This window comes from Faecalicatena orotica, assembly GCF_003149245.1.
Taxonomy (GTDB): Bacteria; Bacillota; Clostridia; order Lachnospirales; family Lachnospiraceae; genus Faecalicatena_A; species Faecalicatena_A orotica.
In genome coordinates this window covers 95,386-119,825 of sequence record NZ_QGDL01000018.1, presented here as the reverse complement: position 1 = coordinate 119,825, position 24,440 = coordinate 95,386, and the positions used below count along the sequence as shown (strand labels likewise).

Here is a 24,440-nt window from a genome sequence, read left to right as displayed (position 1 = left end):
CGTGTAAAATGAATATAAAAGAGAAAGTACATGAGCTATATTGGAATAACGATATAAATTGCGCAAGAACTATCTTAATTTGCTTGGGAAAACTCTTTAATATTGAATATAATTCACAAACACTCCTATCAGCTATTGGTTTACATGGTGCAGGAGGATTCAGGGCACAATGTGGGTTGGTTGAGGGTGGCTTAATGTTTATAGGGATTTATTATAGTCAGCTTGGAGAAAATGAGGAAACGATTGTGTCTGTTTGCTACAATTTTGCAGAAGCGTTTACGCAACGGTTTGGTTCGTTAAGCTGTTACCATTTGCGCCCTAATGGTTTTACAGATAACGACCCACCGCATATGTGCGAAAACCTTACGTGTGAAGCAGTATCTTTTGCATATGATTTTATAAAAAATCAGGAAGCTACCGAAACTTTGTAATGAAGGCGTACAACAGAGTAAGACAAGATGAGAAAGGTTGTGAAGGAAGATATGATACAACTTAGAAAAATGGAACAGACGGATTTGCCCGTTTTCAAGAAATGGCTGTATACGCCACACGTTGCCAGGTGGTACCACGATCCACTGGATTGGATCCATGAAGTTGAGGAGCAGGACGGCGAGTTTTGCTGGATTCACCACTTTATTGTGGAGCATGAAGGTCAGCCTATCGGTTTTTGCCAGTATTACGCCTGCAAAGACAGCGATGAGCTCTGGGGAGGCTACACAGCGTTGGGTGGGTCTTACAGTATTGACTATATGATTGGGGAATTCGACTGCCTCCGCAATGGCTTTGGCAAAATGATTGTGACGGACTTAACAGACAGGATTGCCTTCCACCCTGACGCTAAAAGAATTGTGGTGCAGCCGGAGCCGGAAAACAAGGCATCCTGCGGCTTGCTGCTGTCTTGCGGCTTTGTGCTTGACACGGAAAAAGAAATCTATGTAAAACTTTTGCCTTAAGCGGTAAGCAAGGGCCAATTGTTCGATAAATCGAAATTAGTATGAAAAGACAATTATGCAAAAAAAGGAGTGGTTGTAGATTATTTATATTAGCTTTGATGGGTAAGATGAACAAATTCATAAAGGGCAGAGCAGGTCAAGCGAAGATGCTTCTTCTCGTGATATGATGTCAATAAAGGAGGTGCATATCATGTACGCATGGGAAGCAATACAAAAAACGCTGGATTATATTGAAACGAATATCAGCGAAGAATTTGAAATTGAGTGGCTTGCGAACGAAGCCGCACTGTCGCTATTTTATTATCAGAGACTCTTTTCCCGCCTTGTCAGGAAGCCTGTGCGGGAATACATCAAGCTGCGCCGCTTGGCTCGCGCCTGTCAGTCGCTTGAAAGTAAGAAAACCCGCATTTTAGACATCGCTTTGGACTGTGGCTTTAAAAACCATGAGACCTTTACCAGAGCTTTCAAGGAAGCCTACGGCATGACACCGGAGTCATATCGGGAGCATCCGGTGATGCTTAACCAGTTTGATAAGCCCGATCTGCTGCTCCACTACGTTATGATTGATGAAGGCGTCCCCCTCATCAGTGATGGTCTTGTATTGGAGTTTAACCGCAAAACACTGGAACAACCAGTCTTGTTTATGGGTGTGACAGGAATCATCCCCATTGACGGACAAATACCGCTTGGTGAAGCGACCGGCGTAGACATGCCCGGAGAGGTCTGGCAAAGATTACACCGTGAAAAACACGGTATCCCACGGGTAAAAGGTGGACGTGAGATTGGTGTTGCCTATCTGGGAGATGTGCCGGAGGGATACTTCACCTATTTTGCCGGGTCAGAAGTAGAACAGGGAGCGGAAGCCAGCCATTTTGTTAAATGGGAGCTTCCTGCGAGGGAGTATGTTGTCTGTGGGTTTGAAGCAGAAAATTTTGAGCAGCTTGTAACGGTGGCAATCAACAAAGCTGTTAAGTACTGCAGACTGTGGCTTGAAAAGCACGGCTTAACTATGGATGAATACTCTCCTGAAATGTATTACAACAGCTTGCCGGATGCTGTCTACATGGAGCTATGGATGCCCGTATCTGAATCTACTGGTTAATTTTACAAATCAAAGGTAAACTTAATAGGCATTATCTGAAGTTGACGAATTAGAATTTGTGGAGGAGGTATTGATAATGAACGGTAAAGATGTACGTATCGGTGTGAGTCTGCTGGTCGGTGACATAGAAAATATGGTTCGATTTTATAGAGATACACTAGGCTTTCAAACTCAATGGAGTGGTGGACCTTTTGCGGATTTTGAAACTGCAAGTGGAGAACTGTCCTTATTTATGTATAGCAGGAAAGAATTTGTAAAGGCAATAGGAGAAGACTATGTACTTCCAAAGGGTATCAATCAGACATTTGAAATCGCCCTTTGGCTATCCAATTTTGCTGAGGTAGATTTGGAGTATGAGCGTCTGTCAAAGCTGGGTGTGCAGTTTCCTACGGGAGAACCCATCACCTATCCTTTCGGTATCCGCAATTTTTATATAGCTGACCCAGAGGGGAATTTGCTTGAAATTGGAAGTACAAGTGAAACATAGGCTAGAAATTCTACAAATTCCAGCTTGGCGAATTATTTTAAATACACACGTTCTTGGAAAAAGGCAGTTTTAGTGGATAAAGTGTACTTAACAGAGCGTAAGATGAAATTTGAAGGATAATATAAATAATAAAGTTAACTTTACATTGTCTTCAAGCGTAGCAGAGAATCCCATAGTGATCGGATTTTCTGCTACTTTAATATTAGAAATACAGTAGAAAAGTAATATTCAATTTCTTTTTAAATACAGAGATTTTAATGCTATATTAGTAGTGCTTAATTTTTGCAGATGAATATTTGGTAATTTCTATTAATGTATTACTAAAGATTAACGTATATAGTGTGATACAGCATAAGTTATTGATGAAGCAGGGATTAGGCAGTTAGAAGGCTTAGTCTCTATTTCTGCCATCAATCAGGTATTCATAGGATACACCGAAAATTTCATTGAGGGCTTTCAGTTCCAAATCCGTAACATACCTTTTATTTGTCTCAATTCTGGTAATCACATTTTTGTCCATATCATAGCCTGCCAACTGTAGTTTTTCAGCTAAATCCCTCTGGGAAAGACCCTTCTCCCTACGGAGCTCAATCAGACGCTGGCTGATCAGATTCTTTTCACCCGTTTTTGTACGTGGTTTTGGCATAATCCATCCTTTCCTGCAATATTCCAAAAAAATCTTGTCTCACTTTTTGCACTTTTCTATTGATTTTACACGGAAAAGATTGTAGAATCGGTTGTAAAAGTGAGACAAAAAGCCAAGCAGGAGAAAAATAACGGATGAAGGGAGTTGAAGATATGAGATATAGTGAACAAGCCTAACAGATAAATGGAGAAGAGTTATAGGGATAATATTGTGAAAGAGCCGAGAACACAAATAAATTTGAAAATGATCCTTTATAGTATGGGCAATGAGGATGTAATTAATACCCATAGAAGTGCTACGTCAAAAGAGATTCAAATGTAAAGAATAGTAGCAGCCAACTGGTATAAAATGTACAGTCTCTTGGAGAAAGCAGACAAGTATCAACTGCAGTCAAAGTATTGAGTCAAATTTTTTATAGCAGACCACGGAAGAAGGCATTGATGTCGGTATCAAAAATTTTGGAAAGAGCGACCAGCTCGCTGACTTTGATATTCATGCGATTTGTTTCCAACTTTGCATATGTGCTTTTTGAAATCTCGATGCCCATTACGCCCAGTTTTGCGATTACATCATCTTGTGTCAGTTTGCACTGGTAACGTATGGCTTGGATATTTTGTCCGATATCCATGTCCGGTCTTATTTTCTGCATAATATAACCCCTTTATAAGAAAAATGTTTCGCAATAAGGAAACTTTAGTATTGATTTTACTGGTTTTATTTTCTATAATGTTTCGTAATAACGAATTATTTACAGCAGGGAGGAAAATATGCAGCAGGTGGATATGGAACGGTTTGCATTTCTGTATTTATGTGGTTATAAAGATGAAGCAATCTTAACAGAAAATGAGAGGATGACTTTCATGGACTTTGACAGACTGACTTATCTGACGGACTTCCTGGGCTTTACTTATTACAACCTGGAAATCTGGAATAAATATGTAGGCCAGTTCAAAGATCAATTTAATGCACTGATACAACTCATCAATGACGATTATCCTGATGAACTGAAAAGCCCTGATCAAGATCCCGGGTACAGGCTGCATGATATGTGGCTTCATGATTTCTGTAACAATGCGCCAACGGAGGAACTGCAGGATTGGCTGGCACATTATGTGGAAAAAATCTGTGAAGAAAATGGATTGGAATACGAGGAAGAAAACTCTGAAGACTGATAAATGTAAGTAGTGAAACAGGCAGGCACATGGTTAGAAACCAAGTGTGATGCCTGTTTTTTGTTGGGGATTCGGGAGGAGGTGATAAATTTGAAGGAGATGGAATACTCTGTCAAAAACGGTTTCGGGAAGACACAGCTCATATGGTCGAGTTTCTTAATTATAGAGGATCAGCCTGCTCTGGGAAGAAAAGGTGAGTACCATAGACGGTTCCTGACAGAGGTGGAATACCAAAACATGTTGATGCTGAATAAACATGGAAGTATTCAAATCAAGAAACATGCAGAGAGATGTGGGGAGTTTCTCCACTATTTACCCGTTCCAGGTTCATAATGCATCGAACCAGCACTTACAAGACCCTACCAACTGGGAAAAAAGAAAGAGGCCTCCCCCAGCACGAAATTTACTAAAAGGCAATAGGAACTGGGGAGTGCTTTGAGAGGAGGGAAAATTTTTCCAAACCCAAAATGACAGAAAGGATGTGATAACAATTATTATTGGAATAGATCATGGATATTATGCTATGAAGAGCTCCCACGTGTGTTTCCCAACAGGGCTTACCGCTTATGATTATGAGCCGTATACGATGCAGAATGTCTTGCAGTTTCAGGGAACATATTATGTCTGCGGCACGGGACGGCAGACGCTAATGAAGGATAAGACCGCCAATGACAATTATTACCTGTTGACTATGGCAGCAATCGCACAGGAAATCCGGTACCGGAAAACAGAAAAGAAGACCAGAGTTGTCCTCGCAGCCGGTCTTCCGCTTGCCAGCTTCGGCAGGGAGAAACAGCCGTTCCGGGAATATCTGTTCCGCAAAGAACAGCCACTCCGTTTCCGCTATGAAAATGAAGGTTATGAAATTCAGATAGAAGATGTAAAACTGTTCCCTCAGGGATATTCTGCCCTGGCATTGTACCCGGAGTTTATAAATGGAGAGCCTTCTGTGCTTTTGATCGATGTAGGGGGATGGACGGTGGATCTGATGCGGCTGGATAACGCTGTTCCCAATGCAGGCACATGCCGCAGCCTGGAACTGGGTGTCATACGGTGCATTGACGAGATCATGGAGCAGGTACGAAGACGGACAGGACTGTCTGTAACGGATGTTCAGATTGAGCGTGTCCTGGGAGGGAACCCCTGCAGTATGGAGAAGTATTCCGGAGGTAGAGATGAAGGATGAATATTCCAAAGTGGAGATATCCAAAACAGATCTCACAACCGGGAAAGAGCTGGAAGGAGCAAAGCTTCAGGTTCTTGATAAAGATGGTAATATTCTGGAAGAGTGGGTAACCGATGGGAAACCGCATAAGATAGAAAAGCTTCCAGTGGGCGTAGAACTGACCCTGCGTGAAATCACAGCGCCGGATGGTTATGAAATAGCGGAAGATGTGAAATTTACACTGGAGGACACTGCAAAAGTACAGAAAGTGGAGATGAAGGATAAAAAGAAACCGGAAACCCCGGCTGCCTCTGTTCCCAAGACAGGAGAGAATCCCTGGAAACTGATTGCGCTGGTGATAATCTGTGCGTTGTCTGCTACAGCACTGGCCGTGATCAGAATACGAGAAGGGAAACATCAGGAAGATGTGATACAGACGGATGAAAAGAAAGAGAAATAGCGTTTTCCTGCAGGCAGTGTTGTTTCTTATCTGCATTGTTAGCGCAGGAGTCCTTCTAAAGGAAATGGTCATCGAGCCGGAACAAAACCGGCAGACGGCAGAGCAGCTCAAAGAGAAATTCCCGGAGGAACCATCTCCGGAAGACACCAGGCTGGGAAAAAAAGTGAGGTTCCAACCGTTGACCTCATGGCAATGCAGGCACAGTACCCGGATATTCAGGGATGGCTCACTATTCCCGGAACTGGCATCGACTACCCTGTTCTCCAAAGCGGGGAAGAGGATCAGGTATACTATCTGAAACGCAATTACAAGGGAGAATGGGATGAAAACGGCAGCCTATTTTTGCAGTGGAACTGTGCTGTGCCGGAGGGGCAGAACCTAATCATCTACGGTCACAATATGAATTCCGGTTCTATGTTTGGAACGCTGGATCAATTCACTTCCCGGGATTACTGGAGGGAGCACAAACGTGTCTTTTTTCAGACCCTGTCTGGAATCTCAGAATATGAGATTTTGTCTGTAATGAAAGCAGACGTGTCCATGTTTCCGTTCCAGAAGGCAGCGTTTGACGGAGAAAGTGGGGTAAGGGAATATGTAAGGCAGGCCAAAAGCCTTGGACTGTTCGAGACTGAGGATATTGGAGACGTTTCGGAACATGTACTGACACTTGTCACCTGCTCTTATGAGTGGGATAATGCTAGAACTGTAATTGTGGCAGTGAGGAAAGACAAATCTATCAGCGAGAATATCTCTTGAAAATATAATGATTCTTATCCGTTTCTGTGATAATATAAAAGTAGAAAACTTACAGAAAATAGGAGGTATCCGGTCATGAAAAAAATATTTGAATGTGCGAACCAATATGTAAGAGACAGCGATTGGAAGGACCTGGCATTGCTCAAGCTCTGTTTATGTGCGATGGGGATTATGATAGGCCTGCTCATACCGAAGGAAAAAAGGAAATATCCATTCCTCGTGGCCGGGATCATATTTGTAGCCACATACATTCCACTGATGGTGAAGTTTGTTAAGATAGCAGCCAAAACATTTTGTCCTGAGAAAAACAGCTGACAGGAAAATAGAATAGAAACGATTTTAGGTGTAGGATGCACTCTGTAAAAAGAGTACATCCTGCTATTTTTTTACAGAAAGAAGGGGTATGTTAATGAAACGATTTTATACAGCAGAAGCCGTAACAGAAGGGCATCCGGATAAACTGTGCGATATCATCGCAGACAGCATTCTGGATGCCTGTCTGAGGGAGGATAAAAATTCCCATGTAGCATACGAGGTACTTGCCACACAGGGTAACATCCTTGTGGCGGGGGAAATCACAAGCCAATATGAACCCGATGTGTTTGACATTGTCCGCAAGGTTCTGGGGGATATAGGATATTCCGCAGATGGTATCCACTTGGACGCGTTAGTACACAGACAGAGTCCAGACATTGCCAAGGCGGTGTCCTGTTCTGTGCAAGCGGCGAATCTTTACGCATGAGAACCCCCCAGATGTCTTTAGCGGGTATTTTCAACGCGTTGTATTTCGTTAAATCTACGGTTCCAAATACAATTCCAAAATCCAGCCGACCTTTATCCAGTCGTTCTTTTACAAAGGTGGAGTTTCCGCTGGAAATATGATAATGGATTCCGGGGCAGGTGTTCTGCAGACTTTTTGCAGCTTTTGCTAAAATTCTCACGGCATCGGTCTCTCCTGTTCCGATATAAATGTCTCCCAGAATAATATCATTGGTGAGAGTGATTTCCTTTTCTGTTTTCGCTACCAGATCGAGAATCTCTTCTGCACGTTTCCGTAAAATCATCCCCTCTTCCGTTAATGTTACCTTCCGCGATCCTTTTGTACCGCGGATCAATAACTATTTGCCCAGTTCTTCCTCCATATTTTTTATCTGGGTGGAAAGTGTGGGCTGGGAAAGATGAAGGGATTCCGCAGCCCGTATAATGCTTTGTTCTCTTGCGACCGCAAGAAAATAATGGAGAACCCGTAATTCCATTTGACTTCCTCCTTGATTTGTATTTGTTGTTTCGTATCTATCTGACAGTAGTTTATCACAAAATACAATAGGTTTCAATTATACAAATGAATTAAATATAAGTATTTGTTATTTTTAATAACGGGATTTATACTGTTTTCAAAGAGATGACAATGCATTGGAAACCTTCAAAAGTGTCCTTAAAGCATGCAGATAAAAAATCAGGAGGATGGAATGAAGTAAATGATGTATTTAGAATCCAGAGAAGCGGTCATTCAAAACTTAAAAGATGCGGGGTGCAGTCCGAATATCATTAAAGATTTTCTTTTATACTTAGACAGCAACAAGAAGGAGGAGCAGCTTGCATTGTTGGAAAAACACAGAAAAGAGTTATTAAACGTAGTGCATAAGGAAGAGAAGAAGATTTACTGTCTGGATTATTTAGTATACCAGATAAAAAAATAAGAAAGAAGGAAGAAAGATGGAAAAAAATATTTTAGTTATTACAGCCAGCCTGCGTAAAGGAAGCAATTCAGAACTTCTGGCTGATAAGCTTATATGCGGGGCAAAGGAAGCCGGCAATCATGTGGAAAAAGTATGTATCCGGGATAAGGAGATTGCTTTCTGCAGGGGCTGCCTTGCCTGTCAGAAAACAGGCGGATGTGCGATCAAAGATGATGGGGATGAAATTGCCCGAAAAATGCTGTCAGCCGATGTTCTTGTATTTGCCACACCCATCTATTATTACGGGATGAGCGGACAGATGAAGACCATGCTCGACCGGGCAAATCCACTGTATTTTTTGGATTACCGGTTCCGGGATGTCTATCTGTTAGCGACAGCAGCCGATGAAGATGAACATGCCATAAATGGCGCACTTACAGGTATTCAGGGATGGATATCCTGTTTTGAAAAAGCACAGCTTGCTGGAAATGTTTTTGCGGGTGGAGTGGATCAGGCAGGAGAGATTGAGAACCATCCTGCACTTGAAAGAGCATATCAAATGGGAAAAGAAATGTAGGGATAGGAGGTAACGGATATGAAAATATTAGTTCTGAATGGAAGCCCACGCCCAAAGGGAAATACGGCTGCTATGGTAAACGCCTTTGTGAAAGGCGCTGAAGAAAACGGCCACGATATAACAGTGGTCAATATACCCAGTAAACAGATTTCCGGATGTCTGGCTTGCGAATACTGCCACACAAAAGGACATAAAACCTGCATACAACAGGATGACATGCAGGAGATTTATCCGGTACTTAATGAGGCGGAGATGATCGTACTGGCATCCCCGGTTTATTATCACAGTTTTACAGGACAGCTTCAATGTGCCATCAACCGAATTTATGCGTTAGACAGACCGGACCATTTAAAGAAAGCAGCTTTGATACTCAGTTCCGGCAGTGATGATGTGTACGAGGGCGCTGTTTACGAGTATCAAAAATCTTTTCTGGAGTATTTAAAATTAGAGGATATGGGAATTTTTACAGCTTTTGATAAACAAAACCAGTCAGAAGAAAAGCTGGATGAATTAAAGAATTTTGGTAAGAGTCTGCGGTAATGGTTCAAGCAATATGTAAACAAAGTGTATACCCAAAAGGGCATCCCGCAATCTATGACACAGCGAGTGTGTCACATAAAGTATACCCACAGGGTATCCCGTAATTCATGTAGCAGCAAGTGCTGCGTCATAAGGTATAGAAAAGGAGATTATTAACTATGGATGCAAAGATGTTAGAAGGAAAAGTAGCAATTATCACAGGGGCGAGTTATGGAATGGGGCAGACAATGGCAGAACTGTTTGCAGAAGAAGGGGCCAGTGTTGTACTGACAGCCAGAGGAAAAGAGAAACTGGATCAGGTAGTGAACGGAATCCGTGAAAAAGGCGGGAAAGCCATTGGCGTTGTGGCGGATACCTGTTCTGCGGAAGATACAAAGAGAGTGATGCAGGAAACACTGGCAGCATTCGGTGATCTGGATATCCTGATCAACAATGCGGGAATCGGGGAGCAGAAAATGATTGATGAAACGGATGACGAATGGATGATGCAGGTGATGAATACAAATCTGGGAGGACCCATGCGGTATATCAGAGAGGCATTGAAAATATTTATGCCTAAAAACGAAGGGGTCATTATCAATATATCCTCTGTAAACGGAGACAGACCTTTCTGCGGGGCTACCTATACTTCCACGAAAGGCGCATTGAACACGCTGACGAAAAATGTAGCTATGCGGCTTGTGGATACCAACATCCGGTGCAACGCCGTTGCGCCCGGAGCAACCATCACACCGGCTCATCTTGCCAATAAGGCGGGAGAACAGCCTGGGGGCAATGAGATGCTCAAATACAGCGGCCATTACGTGTATTTCCCAGGTCCGGAATGTGATGCCATAGATCAGGCATATGCCTGTTTGTACCTTGCGAGCAAGATGGGAAGAGCGGTAAAAGGACAGGTGCTCCAGGTTTGCAATGGAGCGTTTCTATAAGAAAGGAAAAAAGTCATGATGGAAAAGGCTAGTTTATAAATTGTTTATCTTTCTGTGAGAAATCTTTTATCCGTGTATGATAATGTGTATTTTCAAGGCGGCAGCAAGTATATAAATGTTTTTACATTTGGCGGTCGCCTGTGGATTTTTAATACAAGAAAAACGGACAGGAGGGATATCGTCTGTGAAAAAAGACTTAATCTTATGGGTTTCCATGACCAGGAAGGTTCTGTCATTGAAACAAATATCAGGTTTTGAAAAGATAGTGGCCAGAACCAAAGAAGAGTATTGGGAAAAAGTCCATACTTTTCTTGATACAGGATACCGGGTCCAGTAGAAGCAGGGATAAAGGGGAATATAGCATTGACGATTAAGAAAAAGATCAGGCTGTCCAATATAATGATGGTTCTAATTCCAATACTGTTTACGGCTATCGTAATAAATGTATGTCTGCACACATCTCTGGGCAGTTTCTGGTATACGCTGGAAGCCATGTACAGTGATGAGAACGGCATACAGTTTGCCCAAAGCATGATCTATACCTATCAGAAAGAACTGTGGGAAAATAACTGGGGTCAGGGAGAGCATACGGATGATGCCGGGGAAATCAGAAAAAGCGATGAAATGTACCATCTGGAGAATAAATTGTCCGGGATGGGCTATCAGTTTATGATCACAAAAAATGAAAAGCTTATTTATACCAACCTTACTGAAGAAGACATGCAGGCTGCCCGGTCTGTGGCCGGAGATGCAATCGATACGGCCAAATCCCTGACTGCCAGCAGGCATGAGGTGTCTGTGATTAAAAATACCTTTTACCACGGGGAGAAGGCCTTCTGCATCACGGCTGTCCACAGGCAGCAGACGGACGGAACCGTGGTGAATTATCTGAAGAACTATATTTTACGGTATCTCTTTGGATTCATTCTTTTTTTCGTGGTTCTTACGGTATGTGTAAATGGGATTACTTCCTGGTGGATTTCCAGAAGCATCCTGAAGCCCCTGAAACGGCTGAGCATAGGAACAAAGGAAATCCGGGAGGGAAATCTGGATAGAAAAATGGAATACCAGAAAAAGGATGAGTTCGGAGAAGTGTGCAGGGATTTTGATGAGATGCGCGCCTATCTAAAAGAATCTGTAGAGCAGCGCCTGAGAGACGAAAAGCGCAGGAGGGATCTTGTCACAGGGATTTCCCACGATCTGAGAACCCCACTGACCTCCATTAGCGGATATCTGGATGGGCTGATGGACGGGATTGCAAATACTCCGGAAAAAAGGATGCGTTATTTACAGGCAATCAAGACAAGAACAGGGAATCTAGTGAGCCTTGTGGAGAGTCTCTCGGAATACAGCAGGCTGGACAACGGTTTCCGTTATCATATGGAGGAAACAGATTTCAAAGAATTTGTGGGGCAGTATCTGGAAACCTGCATACATGACGCAGAACAGAATCAGGTAACGATTGCATTTGTATATGGAAAAGAGACTTATCCTGTTCGGATTGACAGGGAGGAGTTAAAACGTGTGTTTGACAATCTGTTTACAAACACAGTGAAGTACCGGACTTCGGAAAGATCACATATTGAGATATCGCTGAAACGCACCTTAATGGGTACGGATATCGAACTGGTATTTAAAGATGACGGCCCGGGCGTGCCGGAAGGAAGTCTGGAACAGATATTTGACAGTTTTTACCGGGTGGATGACGCAAGGACCCAGTCTGAAAAAGGAAGCGGCATTGGACTCGCCGTAGTCAAAGAGATTATTCTTGGCCACGGAGGAAAAGTTCAGGCGGAAAACAGAGAAGGACTTGCAATCATCATCCATCTGCCGATTGCCGGGGAGGAAATAGATGGAAAAAATACTGATTGTAGAAGATGATGAATTGATTGCGGAACTTGAGCGGGATTATCTGGAAGCCAATGGGTACGAGACAGAAATCGCTTCTGATGGTCTGGAAGGAGAGAAAAAGGCGAAAACAGGATTACATGACGCCGTTTTGCTGGATGTGATGCTTCCGGGAAAAAACGGATTTGAAGTATGTCGGGAGCTGCGGCGTTCTCTGCGCCTTCCCATTATCATGGTGACCGCAAAAAAAGAAGACATTGATAAAATCCGTGGCTTAGGCCTTGGGGCAGACGATTATCTGGTAAAACCCTTTAGTCCGGCGGAACTGGTTGCCCGGGTCAAATCTCATATTCATATCCATAACCTGCTCCTAGAGTCTCAGGAAGAAAAAGAGGAGACGGAAATCACGTATCACAATCTCACGATTCTTCCGAAATCCAGAATGGTCTATCTGGATGGAAAAGAGGTTGTTCTTGTAAATAAAGAATTTGAACTCCTGCTTTTTCTGGCAGAGAACCCCAATATTGTCTTTTCAAAGGACACCCTGTTTGACCGGGTCTGGGGGATGGATTCTCTTGGAGATGTAGCTACAGTTACGGTGCACATAAACCGTCTTCGGGATAAACTTGGCAAAAATGATTCAGAGACCCAGTTTATTGAAACGGTCTGGGGAGCCGGATACCGTTTCCGGATCAATTGATCAAGGGATAGGAGCATGAGGAATTTATTGTATTAATATTGGAGGAAATAATGGAAATAAAGGAGTTTATAGAAGAAATGAAAAGCGGACAGACCATAAGCATTGACGCGGAAGCGCGTAAATGTATGCATATGCTTTCTCAGGAGGCGTTAAGGCTGACAGCAGAATTAAATGGTGGCTATCATAACCCAGAGGAAATCCGGGGGCTTATGGAAAAGCTGACTGGAAAACCCATAGATGAGACCTTTAATCTGTTTCCGCCTTTTTATACCGACTGCGGGAAAAATCTAACCATTGGGAAACATGTATTTCTCAATTCTGGCTGTAAATTTCAGGATCAGGGAGGAATCACTATTGGAGATGGAACCCAGATTGGCCACAATGTAGTCCTTGCCACTTTGAATCACAGTCTGAATCCTGCAAATAGAAAAGATGTCATTCCGGCCCCCATCCATATTGGCAGGGATGTCTGGATCGGAGCTAATGCAGTTATTTTACCGGGGATTACTATTGGTGATGGCGCAGTCATTGCAGCCGGTGCAGTTGTAACAAAAGATGTACCGGAAAATACAGTTGCAGGCGGTGTTCCGGCCAGAGTGATAAAGACGATTCTTTCAGATGAGGAAAGAGTCTGATCTACAGGATAAGAAACTTAGAGATACATTATTTTAAGGCTGTAAGCCTGGATGGGAGACAATTATGGAATATCGTACTTTGCCTCATGGAGGAGAGAAAATCAGTGTGATCGGACTGGGCAGCGGAAGTCTTTGTGGTACGGAACAGGAAATGATGGATGTTATCTTGGCAGCCATTCAAAGGGGAATTAATTATTTTGACATGGCTCCGTCGAAAAAAGCGCCGTTTTACGCGTATGCAAAGGCATTTGCCGGCTACAGGGAAAACATTATGATGCAGATGCACTTTGGCGCAGTCTATAAAGGTGGAAATTATGGGTGGACACGGAACTTAAATGACATCAGGGAGCAGTTTACATGGGAATTGAAGCTTTTGAATACTGATTACACAGATGTAGGGTTTATCCACTGCATTGATGATAGGGAGGATTTGGATGAGGTGATGAACGGTGGTATCTGGGCGTATATGAAGGCATTACAGGCGGAAGGCACCATACGCCATCTGGGATTTTCCTCCCACAATCCAGATATCGCCCGCAGGATACTGGACACAGGACTTGTGGACATGATGATGTTCAGTATCAATCCAGCTTATGACTACCGGAAAGGGGACTATGCCATTGGTGAGGTAGAGGAACGTGCCACACTGTACCGGGAATGTGAGCAGATGGGGGTAGGAATTTCAGTTATGAAGCCCTTTGCAGGCGGGCAGCTTCTGGATGCAAAAACTTCCCTTTTCAAAAGAGCATTAACACATGAACAATGTTTTCAGTATGCTCTGGACCGCCCGGCGGTTATGACTGTGCTGCCTGGCGTCCGCAATATGCAGGACCTTGAGACTGCATTGCGATATGTATCTGCATCTTCGGAAGAAAAGGACTATTCGGTCATTGGGGAATTTACGCCTCAGGATGCAAAAGGGGTCTGTGTCTATTGTAATCACTGTCAGCCATGTCCGGGAGGACTTGATATTGGATTGATCAATAAATATTATGACCTTGCCCTTGCCGGGGATGAAATGGCGGCGGGGCATTACAGGAAGCTCCCAGTCAAGGCAGATGCCTGCATCAGGTGCGGACATTGTGAATTGCGATGTCCTTTCCATGTGAAGCAGGAAACCCGTATGGAAGAGATTGCAGATTATTTCAAAAAATATTTATAGAAAGAAGGAATTATAAAGATGAAAGAACAATTAAAATTAACAAAAGAATGGGATAAAACATTCCCACAGAGTGAAAAAGTAGAGCACAGCAAAGTGACTTTCCACAATCGTTATGGCATCACATTGGCGGCAGATATGTACGTGCCGAAAAACGCAGAAGGAAGACTTGCAGCAATCGCGGTAAGCGGACCGTTTGGCGCTGTCAAAGAGCAGTCTTCCGGGCTGTATGCACAGACAATGGCGGAAAGGGGATTTATAACCATTGCTTTTGACCCATCCTTCACAGGGGAAAGTGGTGGAACTCCCAGATATGTGGCCTCACCGGATATCAACACAGAGGATTTTCAGGCGGCAGTGGATTTCCTGTCTGTTCAGGATAATGTTGACCCTGAGAAAATCGGTATCATCGGTATCTGCGGATGGGGTGGGATGGCACTGAACGCGGCGGCCATTGATACCAGAATAAAGGCAACGGTGGCTTCTACGATGTATGATATGAGCAGGGTCAACGCAAAAGGGTATTTTGATTCCGAGGACAGCGAGGAATCAAGATTTGAGAAACGCAGGGCATTAAACACCCAGAGAATTGAGGATTATAAAAATGGGGAATATGCCCTTGCAGGAGGCGTGGTAGATCCACTGCCTGATGATGCGCCGTTCTTTGTAAAAGACTATTATGATTATTACAAGACAGACAGAGGGTATCATGCAAGGTCACTGAATTCAAATGGCGGCTGGAATATCACATCCTCACTGTCATTCCTTAATATGCCGATTTTACAGTACAGCCAGGAAATCAGGAGTGCAGTGCTGTTGATTCATGGCGAAAAAGCACATTCCTGCTACTTCAGTAGAGATGCCTTTGATAAGCTGAGCGGCGATAACAAGGAACTTATGATCATTCCGGGGGCAGTCCATACGGATTTATATGACCGGACAGATGTGATTCCATTTGATAAGATGGTCACATTCTTTCAAACATATTTGAAATAACAGAGGTAGAAGGCAAAAACTGTTCTGTCTTTTCTCTTAAAGGAGAGATTGTAAAGAGTATCGCGGTTTTAATAATATGAATATTTAGAAAAAATGGGTCAGTCTTCCTTGAGGGGGCTGGCTTTTTAAATACTTGTATATGTTGCATATGTTCAATGACTTTATCACTAACTAAAAGCTATATAATACAATCAAATATAAGTATTTGTTATTTAAAAATACGTTTGTTATGATAAAAACAGATAGCAATACCAGCGATAGCATTTTTAAAACACACTCTGGAGAAGAGGAGAACAGACAAATGAAAATAGCAGTGGTAGATGATTCAAAAGAGGATGCGCAGCGTATCGTTTCCTATCTGGAGCAGTATCAGCAGGAACAGAATCTAACTTTTGAGATAAAAATATTCTATGCAAGCTTTGACTTTCTGGAAGAATATCAGGGCGAATATGATGTTATTTTTCTGGATATCGAGATGCCGGGCAGTAATGGGCTTGAGGTGGCCCGTGAAATACGCAGCAGGGATCAGGCGGTGGGGATTATTTTTATCACAAGCCTGGCACAGTATGCTATAGACGGGTATGAAGTGCAGGCTATTGATTTCATGGTGAAACCAGTAAGCTACTACAATTTTTCCATGAAGCTTCAAAAAGCATTCCGCTTTATAGAAAGCCACCGGGAGCAGGATATTCTGATCAGCAATAAAGAGGGGATTTTCCGGATCACGGTGTCGGATATCCTGTACATAGAGAAAGACCGGGATTATCTTGTGTTCCATACAAAACAGGAATGCTCCCAAATGCGGGGAAGCCTGAAAGATATAAAAGTGAAGCTTACATCCCTGCCTTTTTCGGAGTGCAATTCTGGCTGTTTGGTTCATCTCAATTACATAAAACGAATTGGGAAAGACAGTGTAACACTCACATCCGGACAGGAACTGCCGCTCTCCAGAAGGCTAAAAAAACAGTTTACACAGGATTACATCAACTTTATGGGAGGTCTATGATATGTTATACGGTATTTTTGAAGCTATTTTTATCCAGTTTCCATTTCAGCTTCTTGTCTCAGAAGCGGTATTTTTGACTGACAGCCCAAAAAGAACACATTTCCTGCCAAGGCTGCTCACTGGTTTCCTGCTTCAGATTTTATTAAGTGCTTTGTGGAATGCGGTACTTACACCCTACGAGTCCACATCCTTGTTCTACTATATGCTGCTGTACCTGGGTTTTGCATTTTTCACAGCTATCCCTATATGGGGCAGCTTTGATTTAGAACTGCGTGAACTTATCTTTATTCTGGCGGGCGGATATGCCACGGAACATATGACTTTTGCACTTTCCCGGATTATATTGCAGAAGCTTCACAACCTTTATCCGCTGTATGGAAGCCTGCCTCATCTGCTGCTTACCAGGTATGTGATTTATCTGGCTGGGGCTGCGGCTGTGTATCTTTTGATTATACGGCCTAATAAAAAAGCCAATCAATTAAGTGACGGTGATTTCCGGATTGTTGTGCTTGCGTTTATCATTATGGTCTTTGCCATTGGCTTCAGTGTTTACTGGTCTTATCCCGAAGAGTATATGGGTACCCCGATGGGAGATGTGATCTGCCCGTCATACAGCTTCTTATGCTGTGCCCTTGTCCTGCTGATGGAGTATTATGTACTCCGGGAAAACAGCATGAAACGGGAACAGGAAATGATGGAACAGCTTCTCCAGATATCTACCGCGCAGCAGAAAAGCTCAAAGGAAGCCATAGATATCATCAACATGAAATGCCATGATCTGAAGCATCAGATGAAGGCTTTGGCAAAGATAGAAGATGACAGGTCCAGAACGGAATATATACAGGAGATCCAGGATGCGGTATCTATTTACGATGCCACCTACCATACCGGCTGCAGCGCCCTGGATTATGTGCTGCGGGAGAAAACGTTGATTTTTAATGAACGGGGAATTGAGTTTGGCTGCATGGTGGAAGGAAAGATGATCTCCTACATGGCATCTGCCGATGTGTATGCCCTGATGGGGAATGCTCTGGATAATGCACTGGAACGGGTGATGAAGGAAAAGAAGGGGGAACGGATTATCAGCTTCCAGATCAGGCACCACAATGACATGGTGCTGATCCATCTGGAAAACAGGTGCAGCCGTATGCTCCAGTTTGAAAATGGAATTCCGGTTACAGATAAAAAAGACAGATCACAGCATGGGTTTGGAGTGAAGAGTATGCGCTATATCGTGGAGAAATATCATGGGGAGCTTTTTATGTCATTAAAAAACGGCAAGTTCAATCTTGATATCCTATTGCCTTCACAGGAAGAAGCATAACAGCCTGCTTACCGGTTATCGTAAAAAAACGACCACTTTTCGCAAATCCCGGTTTTGCCCTTTCACTTGATTATAATGAGGACAACGTAATGAATCAATTATTTTACTCAAGGAAAGGGAGGAAGAAAAATGTTACAGTTTCTAATTGACTGGCTCACACCGATTTTTGAAAACATGGGTGTCAGCCCCACAGATGTCCAGCAGTATGTAAATTCACTGGGAGGCTATATATACGCCATTCTGGGTACACTGGCTGTCGCCGTTATTATCATAATCGCGGCTCACTGGCTGGTTAAAAAAGGCACCCGCCACGTGGTACGGTGGGGAGCAGGCATTGCCTGGGTGCTGATCGTCACTGTTTTGGCCAACATCATCTGCTTTGGCCCCATGTATAACAACCTGGCACCCATACTGAACGGGCGTGGTTCCGTATCAGAAGAATCCGTCAAAACTTCAGAAGAAATTATCAAAGAAACCGGGGAAGAGGGAATGGCACTGGTGAAAAATGACGGGATGCTGCCTCTTGATAAGGACTCCAATCTGAATGTGTTTGGATGGGCATCCACGAACCCGATCTATGGCGGAACAGGTTCCGGGTCGGCAGACAACTCAGGAAATGTGGATATTCTGGCATCCCTTACAGATGCAGGCTTCCATGTGAACCAAAATCTAGTTGATATGTATAAAGAGTACAGCCCCACAAGAAATCTGGGTGGGAACGTGGTCAGCGTAACATTCACAGATTGGTCACTGCCGGAGCCGACGGTAGATTATTACACCGATGAACTGATGAAGGATGCAAAGGATTTTTCCGATACAGCAATGATCGTCATTTCCAGGTCCGGCGGAGAGGGGCAGGATGTTCCACTTGATATGAAGGCCGTCATTGACGGTACATATGACCCTCGCGATGAAGTAGCCAACGGAAATGAACAGTACAACTATTTTTCCTGTAATTACACCAATAACGGCGACTATGATGACTTCGATGAAGGAGAAAGCTATTTGGAGCTTTCCAACACAGAAGAAGCCATGATCGAGAAAGTGACTTCTGAGTTTGAACAGGTTGTGGTTGTCATCAACGCCAATAACCCCATGGAACTTGGCTGGGTAGATGAGTATGAGAATATCGGTTCCGTGATTCTGGCACCGGGTCCTGGAAAAACAGGAATGGCAGCGCTGGGAGAGATTTTAAATGGTTCTGTAAATCCGTCAGGAAGAACTGTAGATACCTATGTATATGACTTGACAAGCACCCCGACTTATAACAATTACGGGAGCTTCCTCTATAACAATGTGGATGACCTGCGCGCAGAGCTTACAGAAGCGGACGAAGCATATCAGGGTGTCCTGCCCTTCGTCAACTATGTGGAGAATATCTATGTGGGATATAAATTCTATGAGACAGCGGCAGAAGAAGGGCTGATTCAATATGAAGACCATGTGCAGTATCCCTTTGGCTATGGACTTAGCTACACCACATTCACACAGGAAATGAAAAATTTTACAGACAACGGGGATACCGTTTCGGTAGATGTGGAAGTCACCAATATAGGAGAAACAGCAGGCAAAGAAGTAGTAGAGCTTTATTTACCCCCTCCTTATAATAATGGCGGGATTGAAAAAGCATCTGTCAACCTGATTGAATTTGGAAAGACAGAATTATTGGAGCCAGGGGATTCCGAAACCATATCCTTTGAAATTCCAAAGGAAGAGATGGCGGCTTATGATTCCAAAGGTATCAAGACTGAACATGGCGGTTATGTACTGGAAGCAGGGGATTACAGCCTTTCCATCCGCTCAGATGCCCATACAGTTTTGGACGAAGAGACATTTTCCGTAGATACAGACATGAATTATGAAACACAGGGACGTGCTTCGGATGACACCGCAGCGGTGAACCAGTTCCAGGATTATTCTGCCGGAAAGGTAACCTATCTGTCCCGGGCAGACGGTTTTGCCAACTACAGTGCGGCAACAGCAGCGCCCTCTGATGATATGTATGTCATGGACAAGGAGACGAAAGCAGCAGTTGCAGAAAAGACCGTAGCCCATTATGATTCTACAAAATATGATAACGAAGAGGACACCATGCCTGTCACAGAGGCAGACAATGGGGTGACTGCAGCAGATTTGGCGGGGAAGGAATATGAAGACTCCTTATGGGATGACCTGCTGGACCAGTTATCTGTGGAAGACATGATCGATATGGTCAACCTGGGCGGCTTCCAGACCGTAGCCGTGGATTCCATCGGAAAGGTTGGAACACTGGATTCCGATGGCACCTCTGGTCTGAATGACTGGTATATTCAGGTGTATGGTACTGCTTTTTCCACAGAACTGCTGATTGCGCAGACCTGGAATAAAGACCTGGCTTATCGTATCGGGGAAGCTGAAGGTCAGGAATATGCGGACTGCCGTATCTTTGGAGCATATGCACCGGCCATGAACATCCACCGCAGCGCTTTTACCGGCCGTAACTTTGAGTATTATTCCGAAGATGGCGTCCTCTCAGGATATATCGCATCCAATACGGTGAATGGTATGACAACAAAAGGTGTTTATCCATACATCAAACATTTTGTACTGAATGACCAGGAAACCAACCGCTGTTCCCTCCTCTTAACCTATTCCGATGAGCAGGTGATCCGGGAAACCTATTTAAAGCCTTTTGAAATCTGTGTCAAGAATTATGACGGAAAGTCTCTGGCTGTGATGTCCTCTTTTAACTTTATCGGACCCCGATCTACCGGGGCAAATCCGAATCTGTTAAACAACGTCTTACGTGACGAATGGGGATTTAGGGGCATGGTATTATCTGACTGGAATGGCTCCTATGGCTATCAGAACACCGATGACTTTGTCCGTAACGGAAATGATGCGATGCTTGGATTTGGAACGCAGAAGTCCAATGAGATCACAAATACTTCTGCAACTATGGTACTAGCCATGCGGCAGGCCTGCAAAAATATCCTTTATACAACAGTCAACAGCGGAAACTATACGATTCCTGATCCCAATGCAGGAAAAATGCCGAATATGACAAAGCTGTTTATTGGTATTGATGCTGCTGTAGCAGTAGTATCCCTTGGAATCATGACACTTGTGCTGGTACGTTATTTCAAAAAAAGAAAAAAAGTTACCATTGAAGTAGTTCCAAAGACGGAAGAGTTAAGCAAAGAATGACTGGGGCTTCTCATCAAATGGGGAGCCCTTTATCATACGCCAAGACGTATCTGGATTTAGAAAAGGAGAATGAAATGAAACATCAGGATATGATAGAAAAAATGACAGTGGAAGAAAAGGCTGCCTTTTTAAGCGGGAAAGGGGAATGGGAGACCCGTGATATCCCCCGCCTGAATATTCCGTCTATGTTTTGCTCTGACGGCCCCCACGGAATCCGAAAACAGGCTGGGGCAGGCGACCATCTCGGACTCAACGAATCCCTTCCAGCCACCTGTTTTCCTACTGCAGCGACCATAGCGAACGGCTGGGATGAAGAGCTTGGAAAAGAAATTGGGAAAGCATTGGGCGAAGAGGCGTCGGAGCTGGATGTACAAGTATTGCTGGGACCGGGGTTGAATATTAAACGAAGCCCACTTTGCGGCAGGAACTTTGAATATTTTTCGGAAGACCCGTACCTGGCCGGAAAGATGGCGGCGTCCTATATCCGGGGAATCCAGAGCCAGGGGGTCTATGCCTGCCCGAAGCACTTTGCAGTCAACAGCCAGGAGCTCCGCCGTATGGCCATGAACGCTGTGCTGGATGAACGGACACTCCGTGAAATCTATCTGACGGGATTTGAGATTGCGGTAAAGGAAGGCGGGGCCAAAGCCATCATGACAAGCTACAATCAGGTCAATGGAACGTATGCAAATGAAAATAAACATCTGCTTTTGGATATCCTGCGAAAGGAATGGGGATTTGACGGGATTGTGATCACAGACTGGGGAGGTTCCAATGACCATGTAAAGGGTGTGCAGGCAAGATCCAACCTGGAAATGCCGACGCCGGGGCTGGATTCCGCAAGGCAGATCGTGGCGGCGGTGCGGGATGGAAGCCTTACCATGGAAGAACTGGATACTGTAGTGGATGATTTACTGGATGCTGTGCTCACGGTTTCGGAGCACCAGAAAGCAAGAAAAGAAAGTTTTGATAAAGAAGAACACCATAATCTTGCAAGGCGTGCCGCAGCAGAAAGTGCGGTACTGCTAAAGAATTCTGACCATATCCTGCCTTTGGAGCCGGGATGTACAGTGGCTGTCATCGGGGATTTTGCAGTAGAACCAAGATATCAGGGGGCAGGATCTTCCATGGTAAAGCCTACCTCTCTGGAGACAATCGAACAAACAATTACAGACTATGACTGGAAAATTTCTGGTATATCCAGAGGGTATAAACGAACCGGGGAAGTCGACGATATCTTGAAGAAAGAAGCTCTGGATGCTGCAGCAAAGGCCGATGTAGTGCTGTACTATTTTGGATTGGATGAGATGAGCGAAGTGGAAGGCATGGACCGTTCCCATATGAGGATACCCCAGAACCAGATAGAACTTTTACAGTCGATTACGCAGGTAAATGAAAACATTGTGGGGGTATTAAGTGCAGGGGCATCCATAGAAATGCCCTGGCATACCTGCTGTAAGGCAATCCTGCATGGCTACCTGTCCGGACAGGCCGGGGCAAGTGCAATGCTGGATATCCTGAGCGGAAAGGTGAACCCCTCCGGACGTCTGGCGGAGAGTTACCCGGTCCGGTATGAGGACACGCCGGCATTTCGGCATTTCCCAAGTACAGAACGCAATGCTGAGTACAGGGAGAGCATTTATGTGGGTTACCGGTATTATGATACCACCAGTGTACGGGTGCAGTATCCCTTTGGATTTGGTCTGTCTTATACGGAGTTTTCCTATTCTGACTTAAAAGTAGATGTACAGGGAATCCAGGTTGTAGTCACCAACACTGGTGATAGAGATGGTGCGGAAGTAGTACAGATGTATGTGGGGCTCCCCAACGCCATCGTATTCCGTCCGGCAAAGGAACTGAAAGGTTTTAAAAAGGTATTCCTGAAAGCCGGAGAAAGTAAGGTGGTACAGATTCCATTTGATGACAAGACTTTCCGCTACTGGAATATCAGGGCCAACAAGTGGGAGGTGGAGATGGGCACCTATCAGATCATGGTGGGGGCCAGTGTCAGTGATATCCGGCTCGTAAAAGAATTGGAAGTGGAGGGGACTGCTTCTGCGTATCCGTACAACCCGGCAGAACTTCCTTACTATTACACTGGGATCATACAGCAGATATCCAACCAGGAGTTTGAGACCCTGCTTGGACACCCCATTCCAGATGGCAAATGGTCGGGGGAACTGAAGATCAATGATGCTGTGTGCCAGATGTATTATGCAAAAAGTGCCCTGGCAAGGTTCATCTATAAAATATTGACAGACAGGAAGTTAAAAAACGAAGCAACAGGGAAACCGGACCTGAATCTTTTATTCCAATACAATATCCCGTTCCGCGCGATTGCAAAGATGACGGGCGGAATGGTGAGTATGGACATGGTAAACGGTGTGGTAGAGGTGGTGAACGGGTACTTCTTCCGTGGAATGGGAAAAGTGATTGGCGGGTTCTTTGCCAACCTCAGGGCAAATAAGGCATATGAAAAAAGGCTGTTTAGCGGGAAAGGAGCAAAAAAATGAGTCAGATAAAAGAAAAATGGATGGGGATATGGAACAGGTTTGAAGAGAAACACCCGAAGCTGGCAAAATGGGTATACCAGATTTTCTATTTCTTTGTATTCAGCATGATGGTGACCGTATTCCAGTACCTGATCTTTACATTTATGCCAGCGCTTCTCGGAATCGGGCTTGCCGGGACAGAATTTATGTGGCCCCAGAAGGAACTGCACATCTTCGGAGTTGATTTTACATGGAGCCTGCTTGGATATAATGTCCTCTATGATGCCAGCGGGGCGGTACTGATTGGCGGCGGACTTGGTTACTTTATCAGCTATGAGGTTGGTTCTTTCCTGGCACAGTGCATTAATTTCCCACTGCAGAGAAACATTACATTTAAGAGCAAAGGGAATCCTGTCTATCAGGCAATGTGGTATTTTATTGCATGGATCGTAATCTCCCTGATCTGCAACGGATTTAATAATTTATGGATGCCCATTGCATCTGCTTATGTGGCACCGGCAATCTACAATCTACTGGTGACCTTTATTACCGGCGGTGTATCTATGATTATCTTTTTCTTTGTATTTAAGATTATCTTTCCGGAAGGGGAAGCCGGGAAGAAATAGAA

At 44.1% G+C, this 24,440-nt stretch carries 25 protein-coding genes and 4 pseudogenes; 26 read left to right on the top strand and 3 right to left on the bottom strand.

The annotated features are described in order from the left end of the window. Positions 1 to 8: 8 nt before the first annotated feature. The 4 genes from A8806_RS23225 to A8806_RS23210 all read left to right on the top strand — a co-directional run bounded on the left by A8806_RS23225 (position 9) and on the right by A8806_RS23210 (position 2,542). Positions 9 to 431 (top strand): C-GCAxxG-C-C family protein, encoded by a 423-nt coding sequence (locus A8806_RS23225; protein WP_109733548.1) that lies wholly within the window; start codon positions 9 to 11, stop codon positions 429 to 431. Between the two features lie 27 nt (positions 432 to 458). Next, the gene (locus A8806_RS23220; RefSeq protein WP_242996241.1) at positions 459 to 953 is read left to right on the top strand and encodes a GNAT family N-acetyltransferase; all 495 of its coding nucleotides are present in this window, start codon (positions 459 to 461) and stop codon (positions 951 to 953) included. Positions 954 to 1,143: 190 nt separating this feature from the next. Further along, a complete protein-coding gene (locus A8806_RS23215) occupies positions 1,144 to 2,055 on the top strand; it encodes an AraC family transcriptional regulator (protein ID WP_109733547.1) in 912 nt (303 codons plus the stop codon). A 76-nt stretch (positions 2,056 to 2,131) separates the two neighbouring features. Beyond that, positions 2,132 to 2,542 (top strand): VOC family protein, encoded by a 411-nt coding sequence (locus A8806_RS23210; RefSeq protein ID WP_109733546.1) that lies wholly within the window; start codon positions 2,132 to 2,134, stop codon positions 2,540 to 2,542. Positions 2,543 to 2,933: 391 nt separating this feature from the next. Here the strand turns inward: A8806_RS23210 and A8806_RS23205 are convergent, their stop codons facing one another. After that, entirely contained in the window at positions 2,934 to 3,188 is a 255-nt protein-coding gene (locus tag A8806_RS23205; RefSeq protein WP_109733545.1) for a helix-turn-helix domain-containing protein, read from the bottom strand. A gap of 412 nt (positions 3,189 to 3,600) precedes the next feature. Next, positions 3,601 to 3,837, bottom strand: coding sequence for a helix-turn-helix domain-containing protein (locus A8806_RS23200; protein WP_109733544.1), 237 nt, complete (start codon positions 3,835 to 3,837; stop codon positions 3,601 to 3,603). A gap of 118 nt (positions 3,838 to 3,955) precedes the next feature. Here A8806_RS23200 and A8806_RS23195 point away from each other — a divergent pair, with 118 nt between their 5' ends. The 7 genes and pseudogenes from A8806_RS23195 to A8806_RS23165 form a co-directional block, all read left to right on the top strand. Next, entirely contained in the window at positions 3,956 to 4,360 is a 405-nt protein-coding gene (locus tag A8806_RS23195; RefSeq protein ID WP_109733543.1) for a hypothetical protein, read from the top strand. A gap of 99 nt (positions 4,361 to 4,459) precedes the next feature. After that, complete coding sequence (locus A8806_RS23190) at positions 4,460 to 4,693, top strand: DUF5720 family protein (protein ID WP_242996244.1); 234 nt, start codon at positions 4,460 to 4,462, stop codon at positions 4,691 to 4,693. Positions 4,694 to 4,850: 157 nt separating this feature from the next. Further along, positions 4,851 to 5,513: pseudogene (locus tag A8806_RS23185) on the top strand (ParM/StbA family protein); the annotation flags it as partial. A 4-nt stretch (positions 5,514 to 5,517) separates the two neighbouring features. Then, positions 5,518 to 5,985: pseudogene (locus A8806_RS23180) on the top strand (MSCRAMM family protein); the annotation flags it as partial. 186 nt (positions 5,986 to 6,171) lie between these two features. Beyond that, positions 6,172 to 6,741: a class B sortase gene (locus tag A8806_RS23175; protein WP_242996240.1), complete on the top strand. Its 570-nt coding sequence runs from the start codon at positions 6,172 to 6,174 to the stop codon at positions 6,739 to 6,741. A gap of 75 nt (positions 6,742 to 6,816) precedes the next feature. Further along, complete coding sequence (locus A8806_RS23170; protein ID WP_109733540.1) at positions 6,817 to 7,056, top strand: permease of phosphate ABC transporter; 240 nt, start codon at positions 6,817 to 6,819, stop codon at positions 7,054 to 7,056. A 94-nt stretch (positions 7,057 to 7,150) separates the two neighbouring features. Further along, positions 7,151 to 7,453, top strand: a pseudogene (locus A8806_RS23165) (S-adenosylmethionine synthetase N-terminal domain-containing protein); the annotation flags it as partial. Here A8806_RS23165 and A8806_RS27070 read toward each other — a convergent pair. Continuing rightward, positions 7,437 to 7,997 (bottom strand): annotated as a pseudogene (locus A8806_RS27070) (LysR family transcriptional regulator); the annotation flags it as partial. The pseudogenes A8806_RS23165 and A8806_RS27070 sit on opposite strands and share 17 nt — an antisense overlap. Positions 7,998 to 8,219: 222 nt before the next feature. Here A8806_RS27070 and A8806_RS23155 point away from each other — a divergent pair. The 15 genes from A8806_RS23155 to A8806_RS23090 all read left to right on the top strand — a co-directional run bounded on the left by A8806_RS23155 (position 8,220) and on the right by A8806_RS23090 (position 24,438). Continuing rightward, complete coding sequence (locus A8806_RS23155; RefSeq protein WP_109733539.1) at positions 8,220 to 8,441, top strand: hypothetical protein; 222 nt, start codon at positions 8,220 to 8,222, stop codon at positions 8,439 to 8,441. A 16-nt stretch (positions 8,442 to 8,457) separates the two neighbouring features. After that, entirely contained in the window at positions 8,458 to 8,997 is a 540-nt protein-coding gene (locus tag A8806_RS23150; RefSeq protein WP_109733538.1) for a flavodoxin family protein, read from the top strand. Positions 8,998 to 9,015: 18 nt separating this feature from the next. Next, the gene (locus A8806_RS23145; protein ID WP_109733537.1) at positions 9,016 to 9,537 is read left to right on the top strand and encodes a flavodoxin family protein; all 522 of its coding nucleotides are present in this window, start codon (positions 9,016 to 9,018) and stop codon (positions 9,535 to 9,537) included. A gap of 158 nt (positions 9,538 to 9,695) precedes the next feature. Continuing rightward, positions 9,696 to 10,466: an SDR family NAD(P)-dependent oxidoreductase gene (locus A8806_RS23140; RefSeq protein WP_109733536.1), complete on the top strand. Its 771-nt coding sequence runs from the start codon at positions 9,696 to 9,698 to the stop codon at positions 10,464 to 10,466. Between the two features lie 184 nt (positions 10,467 to 10,650). Further along, on the top strand, positions 10,651 to 10,803 hold the full coding sequence (locus A8806_RS26345) for a hypothetical protein (RefSeq protein ID WP_181368846.1): 153 nt from the start codon (positions 10,651 to 10,653) through the stop codon (positions 10,801 to 10,803). A gap of 26 nt (positions 10,804 to 10,829) precedes the next feature. Next, entirely contained in the window at positions 10,830 to 12,347 is a 1,518-nt protein-coding gene (locus A8806_RS23135) for a HAMP domain-containing sensor histidine kinase (protein ID WP_109733535.1), read from the top strand. After that, entirely contained in the window at positions 12,319 to 13,014 is a 696-nt protein-coding gene (locus A8806_RS23130; RefSeq protein WP_109733534.1) for a response regulator transcription factor, read from the top strand. Before A8806_RS23135 ends, A8806_RS23130 begins: the two co-directional genes overlap by 29 nt. Before the next feature lie 50 nt (positions 13,015 to 13,064). Then, positions 13,065 to 13,649, top strand: coding sequence for a sugar O-acetyltransferase (locus A8806_RS23125; protein WP_181368845.1), 585 nt, complete (start codon positions 13,065 to 13,067; stop codon positions 13,647 to 13,649). 64 nt (positions 13,650 to 13,713) lie between these two features. Then, the gene (locus tag A8806_RS23120; RefSeq protein ID WP_109733532.1) at positions 13,714 to 14,811 is read left to right on the top strand and encodes an aldo/keto reductase; all 1,098 of its coding nucleotides are present in this window, start codon (positions 13,714 to 13,716) and stop codon (positions 14,809 to 14,811) included. A gap of 18 nt (positions 14,812 to 14,829) precedes the next feature. Beyond that, positions 14,830 to 15,804, top strand: coding sequence for an alpha/beta hydrolase (locus tag A8806_RS23115; RefSeq protein WP_109733531.1), 975 nt, complete (start codon positions 14,830 to 14,832; stop codon positions 15,802 to 15,804). A gap of 301 nt (positions 15,805 to 16,105) precedes the next feature. Further along, the gene (locus tag A8806_RS23110; protein ID WP_181368844.1) at positions 16,106 to 16,810 is read left to right on the top strand and encodes a LytR/AlgR family response regulator transcription factor; all 705 of its coding nucleotides are present in this window, start codon (positions 16,106 to 16,108) and stop codon (positions 16,808 to 16,810) included. A gap of 1 nt (position 16,811) precedes the next feature. Continuing rightward, positions 16,812 to 18,134: an ATP-binding protein gene (locus A8806_RS23105; protein WP_109733529.1), complete on the top strand. Its 1,323-nt coding sequence runs from the start codon at positions 16,812 to 16,814 to the stop codon at positions 18,132 to 18,134. A gap of 129 nt (positions 18,135 to 18,263) precedes the next feature. After that, positions 18,264 to 21,320 (top strand): glycoside hydrolase family 3 N-terminal domain-containing protein, encoded by a 3,057-nt coding sequence (locus A8806_RS23100; protein ID WP_109733528.1) that lies wholly within the window; start codon positions 18,264 to 18,266, stop codon positions 21,318 to 21,320. A gap of 74 nt (positions 21,321 to 21,394) precedes the next feature. Then, positions 21,395 to 23,833 carry a glycoside hydrolase family 3 C-terminal domain-containing protein gene (locus A8806_RS23095; RefSeq protein ID WP_109733527.1) on the top strand — a complete coding sequence of 813 codons (2,439 nt, stop codon included), beginning with the start codon at positions 21,395 to 21,397 and terminating at the stop codon, positions 23,831 to 23,833. Further along, positions 23,830 to 24,438, top strand: a complete 609-nt coding sequence (locus tag A8806_RS23090) for a hypothetical protein (RefSeq protein WP_109733526.1) — start codon at positions 23,830 to 23,832, stop codon at positions 24,436 to 24,438. Before A8806_RS23095 ends, A8806_RS23090 begins: the two co-directional genes overlap by 4 nt. Positions 24,439 to 24,440 lie beyond the last annotated feature (2 nt).